The organism is Absicoccus intestinalis, assembly GCF_033971885.1.
GTDB classification, from domain to species: domain Bacteria; phylum Bacillota_I; class Bacilli_A; order Erysipelotrichales; family Erysipelotrichaceae; genus Absicoccus; species Absicoccus intestinalis.
In genome coordinates this window covers 1-17,831 of sequence record NZ_JALBUS010000027.1, presented here as the reverse complement: position 1 = coordinate 17,831, position 17,831 = coordinate 1, and the positions used below count along the sequence as shown (strand labels likewise).

General features: G+C 38.4%; 15 protein-coding genes. 12 read left to right on the top strand and 3 right to left on the bottom strand.

What is annotated here, in order from left to right; genetic code table 11:
- Positions 1–147: 147 nt before the first annotated feature.
- On the bottom strand, positions 148–1,140 hold the full coding sequence (trpS, locus tag MOZ64_RS11240; protein ID WP_320326648.1) for a tryptophan--tRNA ligase: 993 nt from the start codon (positions 1,138–1,140) through the stop codon (positions 148–150).
- Between the two features lie 93 nt (positions 1,141–1,233).
- On the opposite strand from trpS, the gene MOZ64_RS11235 reads away from it, so the two are divergent.
- The gene (locus MOZ64_RS11235) at positions 1,234–1,719 is read left to right on the top strand and encodes a Spx/MgsR family RNA polymerase-binding regulatory protein (RefSeq protein WP_320326647.1); all 486 of its coding nucleotides are present in this window, start codon (positions 1,234–1,236) and stop codon (positions 1,717–1,719) included.
- Positions 1,720–1,733: 14 nt separating this feature from the next.
- Here MOZ64_RS11235 and MOZ64_RS11230 read toward each other — a convergent pair whose 3' ends face one another.
- Complete coding sequence (locus MOZ64_RS11230; protein ID WP_320326646.1) at positions 1,734–3,137, bottom strand: LTA synthase family protein; 1,404 nt, start codon at positions 3,135–3,137, stop codon at positions 1,734–1,736.
- Positions 3,138–3,269: 132 nt separating this feature from the next.
- On the opposite strand from MOZ64_RS11230, the gene ppdK reads away from it, so the two are divergent.
- The 6 genes from ppdK to ybaK all read left to right on the top strand — a co-directional run bounded on the left by ppdK (position 3,270) and on the right by ybaK (position 10,417).
- Positions 3,270–5,900, top strand: a complete 2,631-nt coding sequence (gene ppdK / locus MOZ64_RS11225) for a pyruvate, phosphate dikinase (RefSeq protein ID WP_320326645.1) — start codon at positions 3,270–3,272, stop codon at positions 5,898–5,900.
- Between the two features lie 372 nt (positions 5,901–6,272).
- Positions 6,273–7,436, top strand: a complete 1,164-nt coding sequence (locus MOZ64_RS11220; protein ID WP_320326644.1) for an iron-containing alcohol dehydrogenase — start codon at positions 6,273–6,275, stop codon at positions 7,434–7,436.
- Between the two features lie 12 nt (positions 7,437–7,448).
- Positions 7,449–8,069: a flavodoxin family protein gene (locus MOZ64_RS11215; RefSeq protein ID WP_320326643.1), complete on the top strand. Its 621-nt coding sequence runs from the start codon at positions 7,449–7,451 to the stop codon at positions 8,067–8,069.
- A gap of 16 nt (positions 8,070–8,085) precedes the next feature.
- Positions 8,086–8,637: a flavin reductase family protein gene (locus MOZ64_RS11210; RefSeq protein WP_320326642.1), complete on the top strand. Its 552-nt coding sequence runs from the start codon at positions 8,086–8,088 to the stop codon at positions 8,635–8,637.
- Positions 8,638–8,730: 93 nt separating this feature from the next.
- On the top strand, positions 8,731–9,921 hold the full coding sequence (locus tag MOZ64_RS11205) for a MalY/PatB family protein (protein WP_320326641.1): 1,191 nt from the start codon (positions 8,731–8,733) through the stop codon (positions 9,919–9,921).
- A gap of 1 nt (position 9,922) precedes the next feature.
- The gene (ybaK, locus tag MOZ64_RS11200; RefSeq protein ID WP_320326640.1) at positions 9,923–10,417 is read left to right on the top strand and encodes a Cys-tRNA(Pro) deacylase; all 495 of its coding nucleotides are present in this window, start codon (positions 9,923–9,925) and stop codon (positions 10,415–10,417) included.
- Positions 10,418–10,464: 47 nt separating this feature from the next.
- On the opposite strand, the gene MOZ64_RS11195 is transcribed toward ybaK, so the two are convergent.
- Positions 10,465–12,552, bottom strand: a complete 2,088-nt coding sequence (locus MOZ64_RS11195; protein WP_320326639.1) for a glutamine synthetase III family protein — start codon at positions 12,550–12,552, stop codon at positions 10,465–10,467.
- Positions 12,553–12,642: 90 nt separating this feature from the next.
- Between MOZ64_RS11195 and MOZ64_RS11190 the strand changes: the two genes are divergently transcribed.
- From MOZ64_RS11190 to MOZ64_RS11170, 5 genes are read left to right on the top strand one after another with little or no spacing between them, the layout of a single operon-like run.
- A complete protein-coding gene (locus tag MOZ64_RS11190; protein ID WP_320326638.1) occupies positions 12,643–13,803 on the top strand; it encodes an AI-2E family transporter in 1,161 nt (386 codons plus the stop codon).
- A gap of 52 nt (positions 13,804–13,855) precedes the next feature.
- Positions 13,856–14,185: an ankyrin repeat domain-containing protein gene (locus MOZ64_RS11185; RefSeq protein WP_320326637.1), complete on the top strand. Its 330-nt coding sequence runs from the start codon at positions 13,856–13,858 to the stop codon at positions 14,183–14,185.
- Between the two features lie 9 nt (positions 14,186–14,194).
- Complete coding sequence (locus tag MOZ64_RS11180; protein WP_320326636.1) at positions 14,195–15,124, top strand: helix-turn-helix transcriptional regulator; 930 nt, start codon at positions 14,195–14,197, stop codon at positions 15,122–15,124.
- A 17-nt stretch (positions 15,125–15,141) separates the two neighbouring features.
- Positions 15,142–16,608, top strand: coding sequence for a DUF2779 domain-containing protein (locus MOZ64_RS11175; RefSeq protein ID WP_320326635.1), 1,467 nt, complete (start codon positions 15,142–15,144; stop codon positions 16,606–16,608).
- Between the two features lie 2 nt (positions 16,609–16,610).
- Entirely contained in the window at positions 16,611–17,618 is a 1,008-nt protein-coding gene (locus MOZ64_RS11170; protein WP_320326634.1) for a zinc dependent phospholipase C family protein, read from the top strand.
- The last annotated feature ends 213 nt before the right edge of the window (positions 17,619–17,831 follow it).

Here is a 17,831-nt window from a genome sequence, read left to right as displayed (position 1 = left end):
ACCTCCTATATTATTTTGTTTACGGCTGGCGGGCCATATTCATTGTAGTATAGGAGGTTGTCTTTTTTAACACTAAAAGGTCTACCACCACGCACATAGCGCGTGGTATTCGCTACGCAATAAAAAACGATGCAGATTGAATCTGCATCATTTTTTTGAAATCGTGAAGCCAATTTTCTTATATACTTTACGAATTTTTTTATTGGCAATGTAATTGGCTTTTTCAGCCCCTTGTGCGAGGATCACATCAATTTGTCCGCTTGATATAATTTCTTTATATTTCGTTTGTAGATCCGTCAAGAAATCAAAAACAGTTTGACCAATTTCTTTCTTTAATTCACCATATCCTTTTCCTTGGAAACGACTAACGATGCTGTCAATGGATTCATTGGTCAGACAAGATTGAATCGTCAATAAGTTGGCAAGTCCTGGTTGATTTTCAGGATCGTATTGAATGATACCTAGGGAATCGGTCACAGCGGACATGATTTTTTTGCGAGCAGCAGCAGGATCATCTAATAATTCAATGGTTCCTTTGCCATTTCCTTCGGATTTTGACATTTTTTTCGTTGGATCTTGCAAAGAATAAATTTTTTGACCAACTTCTGTCATCAATGGTTCTGGCAAAACAAAGGTATCACTGTATCGATGATTAAATCGTTCGGCTAGATTTCGTGTCAATTCCACATGTTGTTTTTGATCGATACCAACCGGTACATAATCGGCATCATACAACAGAATATCGGCAGCCATCAAACAAGGATAGGTAAATAGACCAGCGGTGATCCCGGTTTCACCATTGGCTGTCTTGCTTTTGTATTGTGTCATTCGTTGCAATTCGCCCATATAGGACATACACGTCATGACCCATCCCAATTGGGCATGTGCTGGCACATCGGTCTGAAGGAAAATCGTTGCCTTTGCCGGATCCAAACCAGCCGCTAAATAGAGGGCGAGCAGATCTTTTGTGTTCTGTCGTAATTCTTTTGCTTCGATGGGAATCGTTATGGCATGTTCATTGGCAATGAAAATGAACATTTCATATTCATCTTGCAGCTGTACAAATTGCCGGATCGCACCAATATAATTACCGAGTGTCATGCGGCCTGTCGGTTTTACAGCACTTAATACACGTTTCATATTTTATCATCTCCAATGATTCTATTTTACTGATTATAGAAGGACTTGACAAGGTTGATATAATGAAAAGAAGAAAAGGCAAGGAGGAATTCTATGGTCATTATTTATACTTCACCTGGATGTGCAAGTTGTCGGAAAGCAAAACAATGGTTAAAAGAGAATCAAATTGAATTTGTAGAAAAAAATATCTTTACGACTTTATTGAATAAAGATGAAATCAAATATATTTTATCAAGAAGTGAAAATGGGACAGAGGATATCATATCGGTTCGTTCCAAGGCCTATAAGGCACTGGATAAAAATATTGATGAATATTCTACGAATGAATTGGTTGATCTCATTCAAAAAAATCCATCGATCTTACGTCGGCCCATCATGATCAGCAAACAAAGCTTCGTTGTTGGTTATGACGATGATGAGATCACAACCATGATGACTCCATCTATGCGTTCGAAATTTGATGAAGTTTGTGAAAGCTCATGCAATGAATCTTGTCCCAATTATCCATTGTGTGGATCGGTTCGCGAACCAGGTCAATTGGTCTTATCATCCGAAGAAAAAGTACAAGCCGAAGTTTAGGGCTTGTACTTTTTTTATAGAATGTGATCCCAATAATATTGGGATTGTTTTCGTAATTCTTTATCAAAAATTTGATAACCAATTTTTTCAGGAAGTGTTTTTTTATCGCTGAAAAGATTGGTACCAAATCCTAATCGATCGCCTTCGATTTGTACACCCATAGCACTTAATACCGTAGGGAAAAAATCAAAGGATGTAAATTTCCGATTTTTATTTTGTTTTGGGGTATTTTTCGCATGGATGATCGTATTCCATGTTGTCCGATCATAGGATGCATCATAGGTATGAGAAATATATTCTTCAGCCATGCTTGTATGATCTCCACAAATCACGATGGTCGTATCTTTATAGAAGGGTTGTGCTTGGATCCATTGGATAAATTCACCCAGTTTTCGATCGGATTCATGAATGATATTGGATAAACGTTCTGGGTATTGTTCTTGATAATGACGATCTTTATACCCTTTGGGATGATGGGTATCCACGGTCAACATAGAAAAATGAAAAGGCTGATCTTGACTGGCCATTTTAGTGATTTCTTGTTTGGCATATGCGAATAATTTTTCATCTTCAAATCCCCAGAATACGGGGTAATTATCGGGCAGTTGATCTTTTACAGTATTGTAATCAAAAATTTTTACAGGACCATGCGTATCAAAATAAAATTTACGACCACCAAACGCAGCTTGCGAACCAATACAAAATTCTTGTTGATAGCCTTCTTCATGAAGTATATCTTGTAAGGTTTTGGCTTTTTCTAAGAAGGGAATCCCTTCTTTAAAACGATGACTGGTCAAGGGTACGGTCAAACCAACGCCTGAAGTTTGGGCAACGATTCCTCCAGTTGTCCATCCTGTACCTGCCAAAACATGGGCACCACCTAATTTATCTTGATGGGAAAAATTGATATATTTTTTTGCCAAATGAGACAAATTGGGAAGTAGGTCTTCTGTATAATTGCCACCATTTTCTTTGGAAGTATAAGTCGTTTCTAAGGATTCGACAAAAATATAGATTAGATTTTGTTTGTGTTCGGGAAACGTTAATTTTACGCTATTTGTATCCACAAAATAGGTATCGTATATATCGGTTTTTCGAAATTGATTGATGATCCATTCAAACATACCCACAATATGAGCTGCCCAAATAAGGGATCCTGCACAAATGATCGATGTGAAAATATATTTGTGAGGGAAAACCAAAATTTGGATGAGATAAATAAGAATGGTCATACCGAGAGCTTTAATACCACATTTTTTTGCCCAGTCGGCAATAAATTCGGTATTTGTACCTTCAAGAGGGACTTTTAAATGAAAAATGATTTGTTCAAAACAAGATAAACCAAAATAAGAAAAGGCCCATTTTGCGGATACAAATAAGTTTAAACAAATCAATAGGGGAATAAAGGTTGAAATCATACGTGTTAGTATAGCACAAAATTTTGAATAAAAAAAATGAAAACTTTCCTCATGCGTTTGAAAACTTTTTCTATGATACTTAAGTTTCTATGTTATAATGAGAAAGCGAAAAGGCTTACAAAGGAGGAAAAAATGACAAAAAAGTATACATACTTGTTCCGTGAAGGAAATGAGCACATGCGTGAGCTGCTTGGTGGAAAAGGTGCCAACCTTGCGGAAATGAGTAATTTAGGCATGCCAGTACCTTATGGATTTACAATTACAACGGAAGCATGTACCCAATATTATCAAGATAATGAATGCATTAATGATGAAATTAAAGCCCAGATCTTCGAATATTTAGATAAGTTAGAAGCACAATCGGGTAAAAAATTAGGAGATACAAACAATCCTTTATTGGTCAGTGTTCGTTCTGGTGCACGAGCTAGTATGCCAGGTATGATGGATACGATCTTAAACTTAGGTATGAATGATACGGTCGTTGAAACAGTTGCAAAACTTACCGATAATCCTCGTTTTGCTTATGATTCGTATCGTCGATTTGTACAAATGTATTCAGATGTCGTCATGGGTCTTAATAAGTCTCGTTTTGAAAAGATCATTGATGATGTAAAAGCAACACGTGGAATTGAAAGCGATTTGGATCTAACGGCTGATGATATGAAAGAATTGGTGGTTCGTTTTAAACAATTCTATAATGAACAATTACATACGGATTTCCCACAAGATCCCAAAGAACAATTGATGGGAGCTATCGAAGCGGTTTTCCGCTCTTGGAACAATGAACGAGCTATCTATTATCGTCGAATGAATAATATTCCTTCAAGTTGGGGAACTGCCGTCAACGTACAAATGATGGTATTTGGAAATATGGGTAACGATTGTGGTACCGGTGTTGCGTTTACCCGCAATCCAAGCACCGGCGAAAAGAAATTGTATGGCGAATTCTTGATGAATGCGCAAGGTGAAGATGTCGTTGCTGGTATTCGTACGCCACAAACCATTGATCATTTAAAAGAAGTGGCACCACAAGCTTACGATAAATTCTTGGAAATTTGTGATACGCTTGAAAAACATTATCGCAACATGCAAGATATGGAATTTACCATTGAAAAAGGTCAATTATTCATGTTGCAGACACGAAATGGTAAACGTACAGCACAAGCTGCCTTGAAGATTGCGACGGATATGGTAGATGAAGGTGCAATCACAACGGATGAAGCATTGATGATGGTGGAACCACAACAATTGGATTCTTTATTGCATCCTATGTTTGATCCGGATGCATTGAAAGCTGCAACACCAATCACAACTGGTTTACCAGCTAGTCCAGGTGCTGGTTCAGGTGAAATTGTCTTCAGTGCAGAAGAAGCCATTCAGGCCAAAGAAGAAGGCCGTAAAGTGATTTTGGTTCGTTTGGAAACGAGTCCAGAAGATATTGAAGGTATGAGTGCTTCCGAAGCCATCTTGACGGTTCGTGGTGGTATGACCAGTCATGCAGCGGTTGTAGCTCGTGGTATGGGTGCTTGTTGCGTTGCTGGATGTAGCGCGATCGAAATGCATGAAGAAGAAGGCTATTTTGTTGTAAATGGTCAACGTTTCAATCGTGGTGATGTTATTTCGGTGGATGGTTCGACAGGAAATGTATATGGTCAAGCCATTAAGAGCGTTCCGGCTGCTATCACCGGTGATTTTGAACGTTTCATGGAATGGGCAGATCAGAGACGTACACTGCAAGTTCGTACCAATGCAGATACACCTCGTGATGCGAAACAAGCTTATGAATTTGGTGCTCAAGGTATTGGTTTGACTCGTACGGAACATATGTTCTTTGAAGGTGATCGAATCAAAGCCATGCGCGAAATGATCGTTTCAAAGACAACGGAACAACGTCGTGCTGCATTAGCGAAGATCGAACCAATGCAAAGAAAAGACTTCGAAGGTTTATATGAAGCGATGCAAGGACAACCGGTAACGATTCGTTATTTGGATCCACCTCTACATGAATTCTTGCCAAAAACCGATGAAGAAATTGCCGAATTGGCGGATGAAATGAAAATGCCAAAAGAAGAATTGGATGCTGTTATTGCGAATCTCCATGAATTTAACCCAATGCTAGGTCATCGTGGTGTTCGTTTGGCAATCACATTCCCTGAAATTGCCGAAATGCAAACTTTAGCTGTTATTACTGCAGCCATCAATGTACAAAATCGACATCCAGAATGGAACATTGAACCGGAAATCATGATTCCATTGGTTGGTTCTGTCCACGAATTGAAATTTGTGAAGAACATTGTTTCGAAAACAGCAGATAAATTGATCAAGGATTCCAATGTGGACATGAAATATCATGTTGGAACAATGATCGAAATTCCACGTGCGGCTTTATTGGCAGATGAAATTGCACAAGAAGCTGAATTCTTCTCCTTTGGTACGAATGATTTGACCCAAATGACATTTGGATTCTCACGTGATGATGCGGGATCCTTCTTGTCGGATTACTATGATGATAACATCTTTGATTCTGATCCATTTGCACACTTGGATACAAAAGGTGTTGGTAAATTGATCCAAATTGCAGCACAAGGTGGACGTAAGACTCGTCCAGATATCAAATTAGGTATTTGTGGAGAACATGGTGGTGATCCAGCTTCTATTGATTTCTGTCAACAAGTTGGTTTGAATTATGTTTCTTGTTCGCCATATCGTGTGCCAATTGCCCGATTAGCTGCGGCACAAGCTGCCATTAAATTTGGAAAGTAGCGTATATAAAGACTGTTGAATGAAAAAATCAACAGTCTTTTTTATTACTATGTATAGATTTGAACAAACGTAGCAGAAGCTCTTTATTTATAGGCAATTGGTTTATGTGTCGTGAATGAACCCGTATTTTAAAGACAAGATACCCATATAGAATCCCTTCATTTGATCAAAATAAATGGAGAATGAGGATTTGGATCTTTTTGTAAAAATATATTCAAGTATTGACTTAAAGTTTACTTTAAGGAGTATAGTGAAGTCGTAAGGATCCAATATCGAATGAAAGAAAAAAAACATACGATCCGGTAGAATCGATGAAGATCGGTGTCCTGTTTTGCGATGTGAAACAGGAAGAATGATTAAAGGAGGAAAAACATGCAGAATTTTGACTATTGTACCCCTACAAGACTCCTATTTGGACAGGGAGTTGTGGAAAAGCTGCCTGAAGTCATGAGTCGTTATGGGAAAAAGATTCTTCTAACCTATGGAGGGGGAAGTATTAAAAAAATGGGACTATATGATATGGTAAAGGAACTTCTTAAAGAGTTTACGATCGTAGAACTTTCCGGAATTCAGCCAAATCCTAAGTATGACCCGAGTGTTCTTGAAGGCGTAAAGCTTTGTAAGGAAAATGATATTGATGTCATTCTGTCCGTTGGTGGAGGAAGTGTACTTGACTGTTCCAAGGCAATTGCAGCCGGCGCAAAATATGACGGCGATCCCTGGGATTTAATTTCCTACAAGGTGAAGGCCCAAGCCGCCCTACCGATTGTTGACATCATTACTCTAGCTGCAACTGGAAGTGAGTATGATTGTGGTGGCGTTATTTCAAGAACAGCAACCAACGATAAAATTGGATATGTAGATCCACTTCTTTATCCTGTTGTTTCATTCCTTGATCCTACCTACACATTTACCGTTTCTGCAAAGCAGACAGCTGCCGGATGTGCTGATGCGATGAATCACATCATGGAACAGTATTTCTGTGAGGATTCAACAATTCTGAATGACGGCTTCATGGAAGCTGGATTAAAGAGTCTAATGGTAAATGCTAAGAAGTGTATCGAAGATCCTGAGGATTATACAGCTAGAGCTGAGATGATGTTGACCTGTACCTATGGATGCAATGGCATTTATTCTTTAGGAAATAGTCCAACCGGATGGCCTTTGCATGGTATGGAGCATGTTCTTTCTGCCTACTATGACATTACGCATGGTGTAGGATTGGCCATTATTACACCAAGATGGATGAAGCATGTTTTGAGTGAAAAGACCGTCGATCGATTTGTGAAATATGGTGTTCATGTATTTGGAATTGATTCCCATCAGGATCCATTTACGATTGCAAATCAAGCCATTGAAGCGACATACAAGTTCTTTGAATCTATCCATATTCCTATGCATTTAAAAGAAGTAGGAATTGATGAGAGCCGCATTGATGAGATGGCAAAGCATGTAGCTGATAATGAAGGTCTTGAGAATGCATGGGTACCCCTTTTACGCCAAGATATTGCCGAAATTTTCAGAGCATCATTGTAGTAGGTGTTTATTATGACAAAAGTATTGATCATGAATGGAAGTCCACGGGTGGGTGGCAATACAAGTAGAGCTCTAAAGGAAATGATAGATATTTTTTCATCAGAAGGTGTAGACACAGAAGTCATTCCGATTGGAAACAAGGATATTAGAGGGTGCATTGCTTGTGGGTATTGCCACAAAGAGGGCAAATGCGTATTCGATGATATTGTCAATGAGCTAGCTCCGAAGTTTGAGAAAGCAGATGGACTAGTTGTGGCCTCACCCGTTTATTATGCATCGGCGAATGCAACGCTAATTGCCTGTCTTGATCGATTGTTCTACAGTACCGATTTTGACAAAACGATGAAAGTTGGCGCAAGCGTAGTTGTAGCCAGACGAGGTGGAGCATCTGCAACCTTTGATGAATTAAATAAATATTTTACCATAAGTGGCATGCCTGTTGCATCCAGCCAGTATTGGAATGGTGTTCATGGCAGAGAAAAAGGGGAGGCAGACCAAGATCTTGAAGGTCTGCAAACTATGCGTACTCTGGCAAGGAATATGACTTTTCTTATGAAGAGCATTGCACTTGGAAAAGAGAAATACGGCTTGCCAAAGAAGGAAGAATGGCAACCTACGCATTTCATTCGATAATGGGAGGATATCAAAAATGAGTAGAATAAATTTTGGGGCAAAACCCCTTATGTACCCACAACCTGTGTTGATCATTGGAACCTATGATGAGAACGGCGTTCCGAATGCCATGAATGCGGCTTGGGGAATGACAACGGACTTTAAGGAAATTACCATCAGTCTTTCGGATCATAAGACAACGGATAATTTGAAGGTAAAAAAAGCGTTTACGGTAAGCACGGCAACGGAAGATCATGTTGCGTCTTGTGATTATGTGGGTATAGAATCAGCAAGAAAAGTGCCAAACAAGTTTTCCAAAGCTGGTTTTCATGCAACAAAGAGCGAATTTGTGGATGCCCCTTTGATTGATGAGCTTCCACTTGCGATGGAGTGCAGAGTGAAACGTTTTTCCGATGGTATCTTGGTTGGCGAAATTGTAAATGTATCTGCAGATGAAAGCATAGTTACCAATGGAACTGTAGACATAAAAAAATTAAAACCGATTAGCTTTGATCCTTTTGAAAATGCCTATTTTGGGATTGGGGCAAAGGTAGGAAATGCTTTTAAAGATGGGGTGTCATTAAAATAAAAAACAGTAGGAAACTTTAAAAGTAAATCCATATATAGGGCTTCAATTGAAGTCCTATTTTTTGCATGTTAAAATGCATAGTAGGTGATAAATATGATATATGATTTTGATAAGATCATTGACCGTAAATATACGGACTCGATAAAATGGGATCTCAAAAATGCGAAAGCACCGATGTGGGTAGCCGATATGGATTTTCAAGTGGCTCCAGCCATCCAACAAACCATTTCCAATCGTCTATATCCGCAGGTGTATGGGTATACATTGATTCCTCCTGCTTTTTATACATCCATTCAGAAATGGTGGTTAGAACGACATGGCATCCAATTTGAAAGAGAAATGATGCAGTATGTCACGGGTGTATTGCCTGCATTGAATGTGATGATTCAACGCTTTACCCAACCTGGTGATCATATTGTGATCATGACACCGGGTTATCATATGTTCCGACATATCATTGAAAATATGGGTCGTGTTTGTATTGAAAATCCTTTATTGTATGTTAATGGATCTTATATCATTGACTTCAATGAACTCGATCATCAACTTGGAAATGCCAAAACCTCAATGATGATCGTATGTAATCCACACAATCCCACAGGAAATCTTTGGGATCGACTGGATCTGGAACATATTGGCAATGTATGTCAAAAACATCATGTCTTAGTCGTCAGTGATGAAATTCATTGTGATATCGTCCAACCTGGATATTCGTATGTGCCGTATGCGAAAGCCAGTGAAATCTGTTGGAACAATAGCATTACTTTGGTATCTTGTACCAAGGCTTTCAATGTAGCGGGTTTATCCAGTGCTTGTGTGATCATTCCCAATCCAGCTTTATGTAAACAAGCAAAGATTGCTTTAGAACAAGCATTGATTACCAGCAATGGATTTTTCAATGCACAAGTATCGATTGCCGCTTTTGGGAATAGTGGCGATTGGCTCGATGCCATGAATGCGTATGTGGCCGAAAATAAAAAGATTGTCACGGAATTTATTCGTGAATCGATTACTGAATTGCGGGTCGTTGAGAGTTTATCGACCTATCTGATGTGGATCGATTGTTCGCAAATGGTAGAAAAGACCGACGGAATTTGTAAATTGTTACTCGAAAAAGAGGGACTCTACGTATCGAAAGGATCAGATTTTGGTAAGAATGGACAAGCTTTTTTCCGTATGAATGTAGCTTTGCCTCGCCAGCAATTATTAGAGAATTTATTGTCGTTGCGTTCGGGCTTACATACACGGACAATGCGTCGTTATATAGAGGAGTATGAACGATAGTATGGCAAAAAAGAAAGTACAAAAAACGAATGCGATGCGGTATTTGGATCGTTGTAAAGTCGATTATGAAGTACATACCTATGAACACAAAGAGTCCGATCCTGTAGATGGGATCCATGTTTGTCAAATGTTAGGACAAGATCCAAAGAATGTATTTAAAACTTTGGTGACACAAGCCAACACAAAAGAATTTGTTGTATTTATGCTTCCCGTTGCTGAAGAATTGGATCTAAAAAAATGCGCAAAAGTAGCGGGTGTCAAGCATGTGGAAATGATCCATGTGAAAGATATCAATAAGATCACGGGATATATTCGTGGTGGTTGTTCGCCCTTGGGCATGAAAAAACAATTCCGTACCTTTATTGATGAGACGGCCTTCCAACAAGAACATATTTACTTTAGTGGCGGTAAGATTGGAACCCAGATCGAAATGGATCCAAACGATCTAATGAAAGTGATTCCTATACAAGCCGCGGATTTGACTGTTACTAAATAATTGTACGAAATAAAAATGACTACATCTTTTGATGTAGTCAAATTTTTTTATTCAGCGGATTGGAACAAGATGTCATTATAATCAGGCAGTGGCCAAGCTTTCTTTGGCATCGTTGCTTCAATGGTATCGGTCGAAGCACGAACTGCATTCATCAATGGCAATAACTCATCAGCGGCAAAGCGACTGGCTTGATGCGGATCCGTAAAATCTTTTTGATTCATGATTTCTAGCTCATTGAGTTGTTGATCTAGAGTTTCAAGCGGTTCATTGATCTGATTCAACATTTTCGCTTCAAGCGAGGAAGGGATACCTGCTGCTTTTTTGGTTTGTATGATGGTTGCTAATTGAGCCTCATATTCAAATACAGCTGGTAAAATTTGCTTTCGTAACATATAAGCCATGGTTTTCGCTTCAATATGGATCAATTGATAATAATTCATCAATAAGATGGATTCGCGTGCCTGTAATTCATTTTTGGAGTATACATTATGCTTTTCAAATAAAGCGAGATTCTTTGGATCGGTATAGTGCGGGATCGCATCGGCTGCGGTCTTAAATTCTAACAAGCCACGACGTAGTGCTTCTTGTCGCCATTCTTCCGAATATCCATTGCCTGAATAAATGATTCGTTCATGTTCATTCAATGATTTACGAATCAAAGCAATGATATCTTCTGTTAAATGTTTTGGATCGCTCTTTTCCAATTCATCCGCAAACTGTGTGAACTCCTCGGCAACGATCGTATTTAAGATTGTATTTGGGCAGGAAATATTCAACTCGGAACCTAACATACGAAATTCGAATTTATTGCCCGTAAACGCAAACGGACTGGTTCGATTGCGATCGGTCGTATCTTTTGAAATTTGTGGTAAACAAGATACACCCAATTCCAACTTGGTGTTGATGTGATCGACATATTCTTTTCCCGAAGCAATGGCCTTTAAAATGGCTGTCAGTTCTTCTCCTAGATAAATCGAAATAATGGCTGGTGGAGCTTCATTCGCACCCAAACGATGATCATTACCTGCAGTGGCTACACTCAAACGTAAAAGATCTTGATATTCATCGACCCCTTTGATGATGGCTGCTAAGACTGTTAAGAAACGAATGTTATCTTCCGGTGAATCACCAGGTTCAAGAATGTTTTCGCCTTTATCATCAGAAATTGACCAATTATCATGTTTACCAGAACCATTGATACCATCAAAAGGTTTTTCATGAAGCAGACAAACCAAACCATGATGATGGGCAACCTTACGGAGAACTTCCATCATAAGTTGATTTTGATCGCTCGCATAATTTAAGGAACTATAGACCGGTGCTAATTCAAATTGGCAAGGAGCCACTTCCTTATGTTCCGTTTTGGCATAGACACCCAATTTCCACAATTCTTCATCGACTTCTTCCATGAAGGATTTCACACGTTGTGTGATATTTCCAAAATAATGATCATCCAATTCTTGTCCTTTTACAGGTGGACAACCAAATAAGGTTCGTCCTGTGATCATAAGATCCATGCGTTCTTTATACCATTTTTCATCGATCAAGAAATATTCTTGTTCCGGTCCAACGGTCACGTTAATTTTTTTGGTATTAAAACCCATGACATTAAATAAACGAACACTTGCTGCATTCAGGGCATCGATACTACGCAATAAACCTGTTTTCTTATCCAAACTAGAACCATCAAAAGAACAGAATAGGGTAGGGATATATAAAGTCTTATCTTTCACAAAGGCATAACTTGTGGGATCCCAAGCGGTATATCCACGGGCTTCAAAAGTGGCTCGTAATCCACCACTTGGAAAACTGGATGCATCGGGTTCTCCTTTGATCAATTCTTTTCCTTTAAATTCACTAATCACATTATTGGGTCCGGTCGGATTGATAAAGGCATCGTGCTTTTCTGCCGTAATGCCTGTCATAGGTTGGAACCAATGCGTAAAGTGGGTGGCTCCTTTTTGGGTAGCCCAGTCCTTCATAGCATTGGCCACAATATCGGCAATCGAAGCAGGGAGTTCCTTGCCATTTTCCATGACATCCATCATGGTCTTATAAACCGAATGTGGTAGATATTTTTGCATAGCTTCTGGTCCAAATACATCACAACCAAAATAATCATCAACGATTTTCATTTCGTAATCCTCCATCTGTTTATATTCTAACATGAAATTTGTCCTGAAAGAGCGAATGCGTTAAAATGTATCCATAAGGATGGGTTGATTATGTTTCATGTCCCGAAAGAATACCAAAAAAAAGCTAATTTTTATGAATATATTATTCTATTTGCAGCCATTGTCGTTCTATTGGTCATATATATAGGATCAATAGGCCATTTTTTTGCTTGGATCCTATCGATTCTTTTTCCTTTTATTCTGGGTCTTGGACTTGCGTTTGTATTTAATATCATCACCAATGCTCTCTTAAATGTAGGAAATCGATTGTTTCATATGAAAGATACAAAAGTATCGCGTCGCATTTTAAACATTGTATCGATCTTATTATTTGTATTTATTATTTTAGCTTTTTTCTTTTCCATCGTTCCCCAAGTCGTCGGATCGATTGAAAATCTAATTGAAAATTTACCATCGACACTCCGGCATGTGAAAGCCACCGCTTTGCGTGTGACTTCTTTTAGTCCTGCTTTACAACGAATCATTGGTATGATCGATGTAGAATCTATCAATCAAAGCAATATTTGGAGTCATTTGGAAGCAGCTTCTTCATTTGTGTTTGGTGATAGCAAGATGGTCACACAAGTCAATAATCTGATTACGACCACCATTTCATGGATGACGACTTTCTTTTTGGCCTTTGTGTTTTCTATTTTTGTGCTATTCAATAAAAAACGCTTTATATCGGATGTTCGCTCCCTTTTTAAAGCGTATTTACCAAAAAACGCCTATGAAACAGGGAATCATATCTATCATGTATTTAAATATACGTTTGCTCGATATATTGGCGGCACCATATTAGAATGTTTGATCCTAGGTACATTGGTGACTGTTTTTAGTACTATTTTCCATTTGCCATATTCACTATTATGTGGATTTGTCGTTGCGATTGGTGCTTTGGTTCCTATGTTTGGTGCTTTGGTGGCTGCTATCTTATGTTCTTTATTCATCATGCTGCAAAGCCCGACCCAGGGAATATCTTTTTTGATTCTATTTATTGCTATCCAGCAAGTGGAAGGAAACTTTATTTATCCCAATGTGGTCGGTAAATCCGTGGGTATTCCATCAATGTATATCATTGTTGCGATCACGGTTGGTGCAAGTATTGGCGGGGTCTTAGGCATGGTCATCTTTATTCCATTGTTTTCATCGATCTATCGATTGTTACAAGAAAATGAAGCGAAACGATTATCTAAAAAAGACATATATTGACAGAAATAATGTCTATATATTCATTATGATATCCCTGAAAGAAGGGATAAAGATGTCTGAGAAACAACTTGCATTGCATTTACTCAATGCGGTTTGGAACGAAAATGAAAATGAGGTATTGTTTTGTATAAAACACGGGGCGGATCCGAGCTGGGTCTTTAATGGATTTCCTATTTTGATCCATGCTATTTGTACCCAAAATCAAAAAATTATCGAAGTATTGATCGATGCGGGTGCAAAACAAACGCAAGAAGCCTTTGGCTTTGCGCTAGAACACGGATATGGATCTGTGATCCAGCCCCTCGCATATCGTGGGATCATTCCAAAACATTATCAGCCACAAAGAGGGTTTGGTGAATTTCCCCAACGATTTGCTTATTAGCGAGGTTGTATGAATCGAACGAGTTTATGTATAAAAATGTTATTGCTGCTCAAAGCACGAGGGAAGATGAATACCCAGCAATTAGCGGATGAATTAGAAACCAATCCACGGAACATTCGGGAATTCAAAAAAGAATTGATCACGGCTGGCTACAATATCAAAGAATACAAAGGACGCTATGGTGGATATCGCTTGGATGAAACCAATTTATTTCCTGTTTTGGCTTTGAGTCCGGCACAGAAACAAGCATTGATGGAAGCACGGGAATTTATGCATGCCCAAGGTTATGAAAAAGAATCCGAACTCAATGAAGCCATTGACAAGGTTTTGAATTCAACGTCTTCTGCCTTGCCGCCACAACGAATCTATATGGATGCGCCCAACCTTTCAATGACCGACAAAGAAAAAGATATGATGGAAACGATGCAGCAAGCTTTGAAACAAAAGCACTGTGTCCTTTTAACGTACCAAAGTCGCAATCAAGATCATGCCGACACTTTTTTGATGGATCCGTATGAAATCATTCATTATCATGATGCCTATTATGTTTTAGGCTATTCACACAAACGAAACGATTATCGTATCTATCGTATTTCCCAAGAACGTATGTTTGCGTGTGTGTTTCAAGAAAGAAAATTTTTACGTGATTCTCATTTTCATATTGAACAATATGTGGGAAAAAATTCATTGATCAAGGGTGAATTTGTCCGGGTATTTGTACGGGTAGATCCGGAAGTACAACCCCAATTTAGAGAATTGTATTGGGGCATGGATATGAAAGAAAAAGACAATGTCTTTCAATTTTTAGTTGAAGATTTTTTCGTGTTTTATCGACAATTATTTTCCTTTGCCGATCAAGTTGAAATTATTGCTCCAGACCATGTCCGGCAAGCGTATCAAGCCCAATTACAATTGATTTTGCGAAAATATATAGTATGATGAGACAGGTGAATACAATGATACACGTAAACGATTTGATCCAAGCGCAACGTTGTCCAAAATTATGTTGGAATCATACATATATTTCTATGCCATATTTTAGTTTTTATCATATGGATGTTCCTTTTTCCACCTTATGGAAACAATATCTTCATGTGGAAGATCAACCATCTGGCCAACCAAATGATACCAACGAAAAGACATTGGACCGATTGAAACAAACCGATGTTCTGTTATATGCTCGATTTGAATATCGTGGATGCCGAACCAAGATTCCGGTATTGAAAAAAATGAAGAATGGGTATTTAGCAATCTATCCTCATTTGAGTGCCTATCCAAAAGAAAGTGAAGCTACGCTCATGAAGATCAATCAAATGATTGCGGCAAAGAGCGGTATTGCCATTACGGAACATAAGATCATCTATATCAATAAAGATTACATTCGAAAAGACGCACTCGATGTGCAAAGTTTGTTGTGTGAAAGTGATCAATTATTCAATCGCCGAAATAAACTCCATCATACCATTGCTGAGTGTATCGCAAATTGTGAAATTGATCTGGATCAATGGATCGATACGACCCAAGAATTACTTGATGTTTCAAGACCACCCCACTATGAACGAACCAAACAATGTACGGCTGGACGTCGATGTCTATTTTATTCCCATTGTTTTGATGAAAGTCATTTACCCGATGATTCGGTTTTGTTTTTAACGACATCACAATTTAAATTGGATGCTTACAAAGCCGATATTTGCCATATCAAAGATATGCCCATTGATCAAATAGAAGGGTATCGTCTGCAATATGCCCAAGTCATGGCCAGTCGATATGGATACTTTTTGGATCGGATTGCGATGGAACATTGGCTCAAACAAATTCAATATCCCATTTCTTATTTGGATTTTGAATGGGATACCTTTGCGATTCCACCTTATGCGCGCATGAAACCATTTGATGTATTGTGTTTTCAATATAGCTTACATGTGGAAGACCAAACGGGAAAATTGGTTCATAAAGATTTTTTTGGTGCCAAAGATTGTCGACAAGCTTTTATTGAATCTTTGCTTGCATCGGTTCCCCAAACTGGCAGTATCTTGGTTTATAATATGGAAGGTGCAGAAAAGTTACGATTAAAACAACTAAGTGAACAATTTCCTGCTTATGCGGATCAATTGGATCAAATTTGTTCGCGCATGATCGATCTTTCCAAGCCATTTGAATTAGGTATTTTCTATGATAATCGAATGCGGGGACACTATTCTTTGAAAAATGTATTGCCTGTTTTTACCAAAGAATATTCGTATACGCAATTGGATATCCAAAATGGGTTACATGCGGTCCAAGCCTACCGATCCTTTGATCAAGAAGATGCGGATGAACAAGAACAAATTCGTGAAAATATTCGAACGTATTGTTCGATGGATACTTTTGCGGAATATATTGTATATCATGGACTGATCCATTTAGTGAAGGAGGAATAAACATGCCAAATATTTATACGCATGTCATCTTTGCACAAGAACTCGCAAACACAACCATGACGTCGAAACAGAAAGCCCTCTTAGAAAATCGTTCTCAATTGTATGAAATCGGTGCGAATGGGCCGGATTATTTATATTTTCATGGTACCACGCCAAAAAAAGTACAAGAAAAAAGTCATGTGCGTACCTTAGGAAAATATTGCCATCGACGCGGTATCAATGATTTTTATCATCAAGCATTGGATGTGATTCGAAACGAACAAGAAGAGGATGTGTATCAAGATGAAATTGCTTATATGATGGGACATTTAACACATTGGGCATTGGATTCAACAACACATCCATATATTTTCTGGCGCACCGGAAGTGGCGATTCAGCCAGTCAATTCCGTCATCATCGAATGGAGTCTTTGTTGGATGCCATTGTTCTAAAAATAAAGAAAGAGAAGACCATCAAAGATTATCCGGTTTATAAAGTGTGTGAAGTCGATATTGATGATGTACGTGCTATAGCACGTATTTATGTCAATTGTGCAAAGAAGGTATATGGGGTACAAGTCAAACCTCATGAAATCTTACAGGCGCTCAATGAATGGGCACAAATTCAAAAATTATTATATGATCGAAAAGGTAAGAAGTTAAAAGCATTTCAAACCATCGAAGAAACCATCAAACAATCTGGTTTGGTTTCTGGTATGATCGTACCGAATGAGGCCGATGATCCTTGTGATGTATGTAATTTATTACATAAAGAATGGACCCATCCATGTGATGCCGATAAAGTATCGACCGATAGCTTTTTGGATCTTTATGATCATGCCTTGCAAAGAGCACAAAAGGCCGTTGATCTTTTTGTAGAAGCTATCGAGGATTCAACCAAAGAAGAAGCTTTTTTGTCGTATTTGAATAATCGAAATTATACAAAAGGATTGTCCGATAATCCACCTATGGTTTATTTTGATCCGGATTGCGAGATCAATGGGGAAAGGATGTTAAAGGAGCAGAAGTAATTTTCTGCTTTTTTAATACTTCGTGACGAATGAATGAATTTTTTGTATAATATTTTCAGTCTTATGAAAATGGATGGGTGATAAAAATGTATAAGATTCTAAAAAAAGAGGTGTTGAATCCTACCGTTACCAAATTGGTCGTGGAAGCACCTTTTGTTGCGAAACACGCAAAAGCTGGACAATTCATCATTTTGCGTGTTGACAAAGATAGCG

What these genes read in the sequence shown, in the direction of transcription:
- MOZ64_RS11210 (WP_320326642.1), top strand. Translation starts at nt 8,086, where the DNA reads ATGAGTAGAATAAATTTTGGGGCAAAACCCCTTATGTACCCACAACCT.
- MOZ64_RS11235 (WP_320326647.1), top strand. Translation starts at nt 1,234, where the DNA reads ATGGTCATTATTTATACTTCACCTGGATGTGCAAGTTGTCGGAAAGCA.
- MOZ64_RS11215 (WP_320326643.1), top strand. Translation starts at nt 7,449, where the DNA reads ATGACAAAAGTATTGATCATGAATGGAAGTCCACGGGTGGGTGGCAAT.
- MOZ64_RS11175 (WP_320326635.1), top strand. Translation starts at nt 15,142, where the DNA reads ATGATACACGTAAACGATTTGATCCAAGCGCAACGTTGTCCAAAATTA.
- MOZ64_RS11185 (WP_320326637.1), top strand. Translation starts at nt 13,856, where the DNA reads ATGTCTGAGAAACAACTTGCATTGCATTTACTCAATGCGGTTTGGAAC.
- MOZ64_RS11230 (WP_320326646.1), bottom strand. Translation starts at nt 3,137, where the DNA reads ATGATTTCAACCTTTATTCCCCTATTGATTTGTTTAAACTTATTTGTA.
- MOZ64_RS11170 (WP_320326634.1), top strand. Translation starts at nt 16,611, where the DNA reads ATGCCAAATATTTATACGCATGTCATCTTTGCACAAGAACTCGCAAAC.
- MOZ64_RS11205 (WP_320326641.1), top strand. Translation starts at nt 8,731, where the DNA reads ATGATATATGATTTTGATAAGATCATTGACCGTAAATATACGGACTCG.
- MOZ64_RS11190 (WP_320326638.1), top strand. Translation starts at nt 12,643, where the DNA reads ATGTTTCATGTCCCGAAAGAATACCAAAAAAAAGCTAATTTTTATGAA.
- MOZ64_RS11220 (WP_320326644.1), top strand. Translation starts at nt 6,273, where the DNA reads ATGCAGAATTTTGACTATTGTACCCCTACAAGACTCCTATTTGGACAG.
- ybaK (WP_320326640.1), top strand. Translation starts at nt 9,923, where the DNA reads ATGGCAAAAAAGAAAGTACAAAAAACGAATGCGATGCGGTATTTGGAT.
- MOZ64_RS11180 (WP_320326636.1), top strand. Translation starts at nt 14,195, where the DNA reads ATGAATCGAACGAGTTTATGTATAAAAATGTTATTGCTGCTCAAAGCA.
- MOZ64_RS11195 (WP_320326639.1), bottom strand. Translation starts at nt 12,552, where the DNA reads ATGAAAATCGTTGATGATTATTTTGGTTGTGATGTATTTGGACCAGAA.
- trpS (WP_320326648.1), bottom strand. Translation starts at nt 1,140, where the DNA reads ATGAAACGTGTATTAAGTGCTGTAAAACCGACAGGCCGCATGACACTC.
- ppdK (WP_320326645.1), top strand. Translation starts at nt 3,270, where the DNA reads ATGACAAAAAAGTATACATACTTGTTCCGTGAAGGAAATGAGCACATG.